This is a genomic window from Micromonospora sp. NPDC051296, assembly GCF_040682255.1.
Lineage (GTDB): Bacteria > Actinomycetota > Actinomycetes > Mycobacteriales > Micromonosporaceae > Micromonospora > Micromonospora craterilacus.
In genome coordinates this window covers 1-9,083 of record NZ_JBFBAO010000292.1, presented here as the reverse complement: position 1 = coordinate 9,083, position 9,083 = coordinate 1, and the positions used below count along the sequence as shown (strand labels likewise).

General features: G+C 68.8%; 9 protein-coding genes and 1 pseudogene. 5 read left to right on the top strand and 5 right to left on the bottom strand.

The window, feature by feature from the left end:
* Positions 1-324: 324 nt before the first annotated feature.
* The 5 genes from AB0M52_RS25310 to AB0M52_RS25290 form a co-directional block, all read right to left on the bottom strand.
* Positions 325-897, bottom strand: coding sequence for a GNAT family protein (locus AB0M52_RS25310; protein ID WP_363958365.1), 573 nt, complete (start codon positions 895-897; stop codon positions 325-327).
* An 85-nt stretch (positions 898-982) separates the two neighbouring features.
* The gene (locus AB0M52_RS25305) at positions 983-1,105 is read right to left on the bottom strand and encodes a hypothetical protein (protein ID WP_363958362.1); all 123 of its coding nucleotides are present in this window, start codon (positions 1,103-1,105) and stop codon (positions 983-985) included.
* Between the two features lie 706 nt (positions 1,106-1,811).
* Positions 1,812-2,471 carry a class I SAM-dependent methyltransferase gene (locus tag AB0M52_RS25300; protein ID WP_363958360.1) on the bottom strand — a complete coding sequence of 220 codons (660 nt, stop codon included), beginning with the start codon at positions 2,469-2,471 and terminating at the stop codon, positions 1,812-1,814.
* Between the two features lie 196 nt (positions 2,472-2,667).
* Entirely contained in the window at positions 2,668-3,375 is a 708-nt protein-coding gene (locus AB0M52_RS25295) for an SDR family oxidoreductase (RefSeq protein WP_363958357.1), read from the bottom strand.
* 226 nt (positions 3,376-3,601) lie between these two features.
* Complete coding sequence (locus AB0M52_RS25290) at positions 3,602-4,096, bottom strand: GyrI-like domain-containing protein (protein ID WP_363958354.1); 495 nt, start codon at positions 4,094-4,096, stop codon at positions 3,602-3,604.
* Positions 4,097-4,248: 152 nt separating this feature from the next.
* Between AB0M52_RS25290 and AB0M52_RS25285 the strand changes: the two genes are divergently transcribed.
* The 5 genes and pseudogenes from AB0M52_RS25285 (at position 4,249) to AB0M52_RS25265 (ending at position 8,909) form a co-directional block, all read left to right on the top strand.
* The gene (locus AB0M52_RS25285) at positions 4,249-5,082 is read left to right on the top strand and encodes a phytanoyl-CoA dioxygenase family protein (protein WP_363958351.1); all 834 of its coding nucleotides are present in this window, start codon (positions 4,249-4,251) and stop codon (positions 5,080-5,082) included.
* Positions 5,083-5,280: 198 nt separating this feature from the next.
* The gene (locus AB0M52_RS25280; RefSeq protein ID WP_363958348.1) at positions 5,281-6,111 is read left to right on the top strand and encodes a TrmH family RNA methyltransferase; all 831 of its coding nucleotides are present in this window, start codon (positions 5,281-5,283) and stop codon (positions 6,109-6,111) included.
* 778 nt (positions 6,112-6,889) lie between these two features.
* Positions 6,890-8,101: a helix-turn-helix transcriptional regulator gene (locus AB0M52_RS25275; RefSeq protein WP_363958345.1), complete on the top strand. Its 1,212-nt coding sequence runs from the start codon at positions 6,890-6,892 to the stop codon at positions 8,099-8,101.
* Between the two features lie 167 nt (positions 8,102-8,268).
* Positions 8,269-8,616: pseudogene (locus tag AB0M52_RS25270) on the top strand (hypothetical protein); the annotation flags it as partial.
* Positions 8,613-8,909: a hypothetical protein gene (locus AB0M52_RS25265; RefSeq protein ID WP_363958342.1), complete on the top strand. Its 297-nt coding sequence runs from the start codon at positions 8,613-8,615 to the stop codon at positions 8,907-8,909. The pseudogene AB0M52_RS25270 and the gene AB0M52_RS25265, both read left to right, overlap by 4 nt.
* Positions 8,910-9,083: the final 174 nt, after the last annotated feature.

Genomic DNA, 9,083 nt, shown 5'->3' with positions numbered 1-9,083 from the left:
ATCGTCAGCGGGGCGCTGGGCGGCCTGTCGTACGGCAAGGTCCTGGCACCCCTGATCCGCAGCGGGCCGAGCGCGAATTCCTCCAGCGCTACCCCGGCGTCCCGATGTGCTTTTCGGCCCAAGCGGACACCGGTAACCCGTGGGAGGAGGAGCGCACTTAGCCACGATCCGTGGATCACGTCGCTACCGGCTGCAGCGGCGAACACTGCTGGTCTTTCAAGTGCTAGCCCGCTGGGCAGGCTCAGCCGCCATGACACGGGTTGTTGCCGCGGACGTCTTCCGCAACGGCGCGACCCACAACCGCGGGGACGCCGAGCCGTTCGGTTACAGCGGTGACGGGTCGTCGCGCAGCCGGCTGTAGAGCCACCCGTCGCGCCAGGCGCCGGCCCGAAACTCGCAGGCCCGCACGACCCCCTCCAGCTGGAAGCCGGCCTTTTCCAGCGACCGCTGCTCGGCGGCGTTCTCGGCGTGGGTGCTGGCCTGGATGCGCTGCGCCGGGGTGTGGCTGAACAGGTAGTCGCAGAGCAGCGCCTGGGCCCGCCAGCCGATGCCCTGGCCGCGCCACTCGGGCAGCAGCACGACGCCGATCTCCCAGTAGGGCGCCCGCCCGCCGTACTGGCCCTGGAGATAGCTGACGTAGCCCGCCGGGGCATCCGCCGCCGGCTCGACCTGCACGATCAGGCCGCCGGTCCGCTCGCCGAGATAGCCGTCCTCGGCGAAGCGGCGGGCCGGCGCGGCGGCGTCACGGAAGCCGGCCCAGTCGAGCCCGATCAGCCCGGGTTCGACCGCGAACCGGCGCAACATCGCCAGGTCGTCCTCGGCCACCGGGCGCAGCCGTACGGTCGAGCCGGGCGCCTGGTGCACGATGCCGGCCACCGGCGGGTGGGAGCTGTCCATCCTCCGTACCGTAGTGACGGGCCGGGCCGCCCGCTGCCCCGCGCCGGCGGCCGTCAGGCGATGGCGCAGCGTTCCCTGCAGGTGGTTACGCCTGGCCCGGTGAGGTCGTTGCAGTACGCGGCGCGGCCATCGCCATGGTCAGCGCCAGCGTGCTGCCGCTGACCAGCGGGCCGGTCCCGGCGGCGAAGGGCCCGTCGGTCGCCGCCACCCGCAGCCCTCGATGGCGCTGTGCCCGGCCAAGTCGTCGGCGAGGGCGGCTCGCTTGGTGTGCGTGAGCGCCTACAGGGAGACTGCTGCACAACGGACCGAAGCTATCAAGATCAGGTGCACGCTCATCGGCATGAGAGGGCGGCTTTGTGTTCTTCGCGAGGGCTGGGCTGCGCTGGGCAGGCATCCGGGCATAGTGCGAGTTGCTCGGTGGGCAGCCACTGATGATGGGGGGATCGAGGTGGCTGCCCGCAGATCACGACGATTGGCCGTGTCGGACCGTGCGCCTACGTACCGCTGGAACCGTCACGATCGGCCCCTGAGCTGCGGGAATGTGGTTCGGATTCTGCCAAGTATGGTCCACCGATAGTTCCTGACCTGGGGAAACGTGAGCCCGTGGTTGGCAGTGCGCGAACTGCCTCGGCCAGATGTGCGGTGGGCTGGGGAAACGTCTTCTTGCGGTGCGGGTCCGCGTATCGGTCGCGTGGTTCGAAGTCGGTGCGGCGGCCGTCTGCCTGCTACTCGGCCAGCTTTGATCTCGCTGCTCGCTTCTTCACGACGGAACCCGCGTCCGGACGCGACCCAGGACGTCTGGTCTAGCCCCATCCGGCGTCAGCGGTAGTCTCGCCCGGGGCTGGGAACCGGAGCACAGAGTCGGCTGCACTGGCGGCCGGCACCCGCGCTTTTGTCAGCGGCAAATCCGCGCACTACGCGTTCGCGGAGCCGGTCTTGCGGACCAGCATGTACCCGTACGGGGGCTCTGCCTCTTCGGGTGGGGTGCTGCCCTCGAAAACCAGGGCGAACCCGGCGGCAGTGAAGCGGTCCTCCATCTCCCGGGCCGAGAGCCAGTACCGATCGAAGTCGATGCCAAGGCTGCCGACGCGGCTACCGGGACCGTTACGATGCCCTGTCCCGTCGCCGTGCTTGAACGCCGCCACCAGGTAGCCGCCCGGCCGCACGACCCGGGCCAACTCGGCAAACGCCCGTATCCGGGCGTCCGGCGCCAGGAAGATCAACGAATACCAGCACACCACCCCGGCCAGCGACGCGTCCCTGAACGGCAGCTCCCGCAGATCGGCGACCTCGTACCCGAAACCCGGGTGCTCCCGCCGCGCCACCTCCACCATCCCTGGCGACAGATCCACCCCGCGCGGCGACAGGCCCCGGCCCGCGAGGTACGGAAGAAGTCGCCCGGTGCCGCAGCCCACGTCCGCGACCTCCGCACCCACGGCCAAGGTCAGCTCGGCGAACAGGTCGAGCATCGCGCGCTCGACTGGCATGCTCTCCAGCACCCCGACCAGGTTCTCCGCATACCACTCCGACAGCACGTTGTGCGCGTCCCGCAGTTCCTCGGTACTGGCGTCCATCCCCCGCTGACCCTCCCCGTCGTCGGCCCGTCGCGGCGGCGAATCTACCTCAGGACGCCGAGCTGAACACAGAAGGGAACGTTCGACTCCACCCACAACGAGTTGCATTGCGCAACTACCCGATCGCGGCAAATCAGTGCGGCAGGGAGATGGTCCCGTGCTGGCCGGCGCAGCCGCCTTAACCTCGCCGTCCTGGTCAATGTCGGACCTGCTCGAAGTGGAACTCGCGAATGAAGCAGTCGCGTGGCTGCCCGACCGCGAACAGTACGCAGTCGACGACCGATCGGGCGGTGAGGTCGCTGTTTGCCTGTCGCGGTCCGTCCTGAACGAAGTCTGGCGGGAACAGGGAAACCACCCGGATCCCTTCCGGTCTGAGCCGGTGCGACAGGATCTCAGCGAGCCCAGCATGGGCATGCTTGGCAGCGTAGAACGCGGGATGCGCGCCAGAACGACGGTGCCCGACCTCGCCGCAGGCGGAGATGATGTTGATGACGTCGGGCCTCGGTGAGGCCCGCAACAGCGGCATCAGATGCTTGGTCAACAGTAGGGTGCCGGTCCCTCCCGCAGCCATCACCCTCTCGATCTGCTCGTCCGAGACGTCTCCCAGGTCGTCACCTTCGATGTATTCGGCACCGTTGTTGATCAGCACATCGAGGTACTCCGTTCGATCGGCCAACGTTGCAGCGAATGCGCGCACCGAATCGACCTCGCTCAGATCGCAGCGAAATGCCTCCGCCTGACCAGGCCCGCGCTGGCTGATCACACCGGCAACACGCTCGGCCGCTGCCAGACTCCGGGCTGCGAGGAACAGTTGTGCACCGTGTTCGGCAAAGGCCTCTGCCAGCAACCGGCCCGTATCACGTCCAGCGCCGGTGATAGCGACGCGCAGCCCGTCAATATTCATGGCCGGCAGTGAAGCACCTGAACATGGGTTGAGGTCAACAGGACCGCGTCACGATGGGACATCCGCTCTTCGGCTACGGCCGGACGCCAGCGGCCGGCGCCGGCGTCACCTTTGGTGACGAGCGCTTCGCGGCAGATCCGGGTATTCGCGCTCGGTTGCCGCAGCCGGGCCATCCTGTTGGCCGCCGGGCCGGACCCCTGATGCTGTCTGGATGCTCGCCAGATCGTTACGCCGGTTCGACGGGCAGCCAGAGTTCACAGGTCGCGGTGCTGAAGTCGTTCGTAGGCTCAAGCACCGCGACGATCTCCGGACCTGGCCGCAGACGCCAGGGGTTGGACGGAAACCACGCGGCTGCGGCCGTGGCCCAGGCCTTCTGCAGGGTCTGCGGATGCGGCCCCGTGGTCCGGATGACCACCCATCTGCCGGCCGGAACTTCGATGATCTCGAGGCCGCCGGGGACCGGCGTACCCGGGGACACGGCGACCCCGTGAAGGTAGGTCAGCTCGCTGCCCTCGGCGTAGTCGGGGTCAAGGTCGTCGCTGACCGCGAGCAGGCCGCTCGGCTCAGTGTTGCCGAGAGCCTTCAAGCGCAGGTGTTCCTCCGTCGGCAGTGCGGTGATGTGCCGCTGGATGTGCGGGTTGATGCCTTGACGGACCAGCCGGACGCGGGCCGCGTGCCCCACGAGCCGGAACTCGGGATGGTCGACGATGCGGGTGTCCACGTGTTCGCTCCTTTCGACGGTCAGACGGAGTGCCGAGATCATCAAGCCTCCGTCCGACGTCGACCCTGGTCGCAGCGCACCGGTGGGCACCCGACAAAAGCGGCGCGGAAATGTCGGGTGATCGAGACCGGCGCCGCCACACGATGGGGGGCATGGATGACACGACCTTGGTATCCCGCTTTCTTCGCGACGGCTTCGTAAAGCTGGAGGGCGCCGTCGCGCCGCGCGTGGCAGCGGACTGCGCGCGGCTGCTGTGGCGGGAGACGGGCTGCGACCCGGACGATCCAGCGACGTGGACGCAGCCCGTGCGCTGGGTGCCCGGCATGGCGCAGGGGCCGTTCGCCGCCGCTCCCAACTCCCCGTTCCTCCATCACGCGTACGACCTGCTCGTCGGCGCGGGACGCTGGGAGCCGCGCTACTCGCTGGGCACGTTCCCGCTGCGCTTCCCGCACGAAGAGGAGCCGGACGACGCGGGCTGGCACATCGAGGGCAGCTATCTGCCGGAGGGCGAGAGCTGGTACTTCACCAATGTGCGCTCCCGGGGCCGGGCACTGCTGATGCTGTTCCTGTTCAGTGAGGTCGGTGAGAAGGATGCCCCGACCCGGATCCGGGTCGGCTCACACCTCGACGTGCCGAAGGTGCTGGAGAAGTACGGGGAGGACGGAGCGAGCGGACTGGCCCTTGCGCCCGACCTGGTGGCGGCCTCGGAGCACCGGCCGCTCGCCCTCGCCACCGGATCTCCGGGCGACGTCTTCCTGTGCCACCCATTCCTGGTGCACGCGGCGCAACCGCACCACGGAGCGCGGCCTCGCTTCATGGCCCAACCGCCGCTGATGCCAGCCGTACCATACGAACTGGAGCGGGCCGACGGCGCATACTCACCCGTAGAGATCGCGATCCGTCGGGGTTTCGGACAGGACGCCCTCGGTCCGGACGGGGACGGCACCGACCGCGGCGCCGGGGCGACTTGCTCCGTCCGTTCCTGAGCGCCTGGCCGAAGGTCTTGTTGGAAACTCGGGGAGCCAGGGTGAGGTCCAAGGCGCGGCGCGGGTGAGGTTGCCGTCGCCAGTGCGGCGCCGGAAGAAGGCGTGCGTGGCGGATCCCGGCCGGCATCCAGCACAGCGCCCCGACCGGTGAAGTGTGGCAGGCAGGGCATGGGCGGGCTACGTGCGACGGAGGCGGGGTTGGTAGTGGTTCTGCGAGTGAGTGGCCGCAATGCGCGGTTCCAGCAATGGAAAGCTCTCCTCGGCAATCGGACCAAGCGGCAGCGACGCGGCGAGTTCCTCGTGCAGGGCGTGCGCCCGATCACCATGGCCGTCGAACACGGCTGGCAGATCCGGGAGCTGCTCTACGACACCAGCGCTCAGCTGTCCGGCTGGGCACGCGAGGCCCTGGACACAGTCCGGGCCGAGAAGTTCGCCGTCTCGCGTGAACTGATGCACGAACTGGGAGGTAAGGCAGACACGGTTCCAGAGCTGCTGGCCGTGGTCGCGCTGCCGGAGGACAACCTGCGCCGTATCCCGGTCGGTCCGACCATGCTCACCGTCGTGTTCGATCGGCCCACCAGCCCCGGCAATATCGGGACCCTCGTTCGGTCGGCGGACGCCTTCGGCGCCGGCGGCGTCATCGTCACCGGCCACGCCGCCGACGTGTACGACCCGAAGGCGGTCCGGGCGAGCACCGGCTCGCTGTTCGCCTTGCCCGTGGTCCGGGTGCCCTCCCACCAGGCCGTTCTGTCCTGGGTCGCTGACGTCCGCGCCGACGGCATCGGCATGAGCATCATGGGAACCGATGAGCGCGGCATCCTGGACGCCGCCGAGTACGACTTCACACAACCCACCCTGACGTTGATCGGCAACGAGACCACCGGCCTCAGCTCCGGCTGGCGCGAGGCATGCGACCAGCTCGTCCGGATCCCCATGTTCGGGTCCGCCAGCTCCCTGAACGCGGCGACCGCCGCGACTGTCATGCTGTACGAATCGGCACGCCAGCGGGCCGCCGCCGCCCGGCGGTAGCGCACTGATCGCAGGCGGCCGCCCGGCGGCTATCTATCCGCCACCATCGCGCTACCTGACCCGCGGCGCCCGTCTGCGGACAGGCGCCGCAGCCGGACACCACACGGGCGCGGGCGGACGTCGTCCTCGCCGTGATCGTGCTGGGCGGATCCGGCGACCGCCCGAATGCCGGTCTTGGCGCCGTACGCGCAGGTCGCCGATAGCAGCCGCCCCGCCAGGACCTCCGGCCGCAACGCAACGACTCCCAACCGACTCCGAGGCATGAAACGCTACGGACTGCGGACGGCACTCGGCCAGCGCGGATCTAGGCATGAGCGCGCGGCTTTGTGTTCTTCCGGGCTGGGCACCTGCGCGCACTGTGATCTCGTCTGCGGGACAACCACTTGATGATGGTGGATCGAGGTGGCTGCCCCCAGTCGCGATGATTGGGCGGATCAGGCCGTGCGCCTACCTACCGCTGTAACCGTTACGATCGGCCCCTGAGCTGCGGGAATGTGGTTCGGATTCTGCCAAGTAAGGTCCACGCAGTTCAAAGGCCACCTTCCATTGATGAAGGTGGCCTTTCTGCTGCCCGTACAGCAGCTAAGTACAGCACGTGCCGCGGACCGGCCCGGACGGAGCGCCCAGAACTTACAAGCGAGTGGTCGAGGTGCCTGCCAGGACGCAGGGAGTCGCCGGCGTGTGAGGGGTTATGAGGCGGCCTGCGGGTCGGTAGCGTTGGGCGTGATTGCGGCTGTTGGGTCGGTGGTGCATCCCGCGCTACGCGAGGAGGTTCCGGGTGGATTCCTTGCCGGAGTTGACGTTCGGGCAGCGGTTGAAGGTCTACCGGGAGCGGTCCGGGAAGACCCGTGCGGTGCTCGGTGGGTTGGTGGGTCGTAGCGCCGAGTGGGTTAAGGCGGTGGAGACGGATCGGATACTGCCGCCGCGCATTCACATGCTGGATCGGATCGCGCGTGCCCTCAAGATCGATTTGTCGGCGTTGGCCGTGCAGCTGGGTGACCGGTCTGCTGTGGTCAACGGGCCGGAGCATCCGGCGCTGGCGTCGGTCCGGAATGCCGTGAACCGCGTCGCGCTTCCCGGTGACATCCCGACGGAGTCGTTGCCCAGTCTGAGGGAGCGGCTTGCGGTGGCGTGGCGAGCGCGTCATCAGGCGTCTGATCACCGTACGGTGCTGGGCGGGTTGTTGCCGGGGTTGCTGCGTGACGGGCAGCGTGCCGTGTTGGCGTACGAGGGTGGCGAGCGGCGGCAGGCGCAGGCCCTGCTGGCGGAGATGCTCGGGCTGGCGCAGATGTTCATTGCCTACCAGCCCGCTGCCGAGTTGTTGTGGCGGGTGGCGGATCGGGCGATGGTGGCGGCGCAGGAGTCCGGTGATCCAGAGGCGATTGCCGGTGCGGGGTGGTTCCTGTGCCAGGTGCATCGGGACGCCGGGGACTGGGACACCGCGATGCTGGTGACGCTGGACGTGCTGTCCGCTCTGGAGTCTCAGGCGGTCGACGGAAGTGCGAATCTGTTGGCGCTGTGGGGGGCGCTGAACTTCGAAGCCGCGTACACGGCTGCTCGTGCCGGTGAGGAGGGTCGGGCGTGGCGGTACTGGGATCGTGCGGACCGGGTCGCGCAGCGCCTGCCACAGGGCTTCTACCAGCCGCAGACGTCGTTTTCCCGGGTCATCATGGGCGCTCATGCGGTGACCGTGGCGGTGGAGTTGCAGAAATCCGGCGAGGCGGTGCGGCAGGCCCGTCGCCATGGTGCGGCGGCGATCCCGTCGAGGCCACGTCGGGCACGCCACCTCATCGAGGTCGCTCGCGCGCACTACGGCAAGGACGACAAGGAAGCGGCCGTGGCGACGCTGCGGCAGGCGTACGAGTCGGCTCCGGAGACGATCCGATTCAACGGGTACGCCCGTCAGATCACCTTGGACCTGCTCGACGGGCCGCGTTCCACCCGAGATGACGCCCGTGACCTCGCGGCCAGGGTCGGACTCGTCTCATGATCGAGGGGTAGGAACCTTACCTATTCCGCCTCGCAACTGACCGTAGCTTCTCGCTCACGAGATGCGGCGGGCGGTGCGAGTCACGCCTGGTCGCCGCGTCTCCCTCAACCAGAGGGCGAAGAGGCCGCCCTCGTGAGCGACGAGGGAGGGTAGGTGCGGCGCGTCTCGTACGACGAGTACCTCTCAGCCACCGCGTTGACCTTCGCCCGGCGGCATCGGCCGGTGTGGTCCTGGCAGCACTGGCGGCGTATCTGCGGCTGCGGAGCCGACCTGCCCTGCCAGGCCAGGCACCGCATTCCGATCAGCCGTGGTCACTGGCCCCAGGAGGGTGAGCAGTGACCGGCGGCCCGGAGCGGGTGATCCTCGCGGTTCATGTGCCAGGGCTCGACGGCTTGTGTGTCGGCTGCCGGGCGTGGTGGTCGCGGCTGGCTCCGTACCCGTGCTGGCAGGTGGAGTGGGCGACCAGCAGGCAGGCCCGCTGGAGCGTAGCCCGGTTCCTGGGCGGTGTGCGGTGACCAGCCATGGCCCGGTGCTGCCGATCTGGAGCTGCGGGGGCTGCGACCTGCCCTGGCCCTGCCAGACGCGGCGGCGGGAACTGCGCGCGGAGTACGCCGACGCGCCGGTGTCGCTGGCCCTCTACCTCGGCGCCTACCTCGTCGAGGCCGCCGAGGACATGCCCTGGGCGCCAGCCGGCGCACTGCACCGACGCTTTATCGGCTGGACGAGGGAGCCGCCGGAAGTACAGCAGCGGAGTACAGCAACCGTGCCGGCCGAACCAGACCGGCACGAGCGTCAGCAGGCTGGATGACCTCGGACGACACCAGATCCAGCCGGCTTGCCGAGAGTTCACACCGAAGGGGCCGGCACGATTCGCGACGGTGAAGGGCTTGTCGACGACGCGCTGAGACTGACCCTCTAGCGGCGGATTGGGACTGACCCCTCCGAGGCTGGAGGGGTGATCGCATTGGAAGACTGGGCTGAG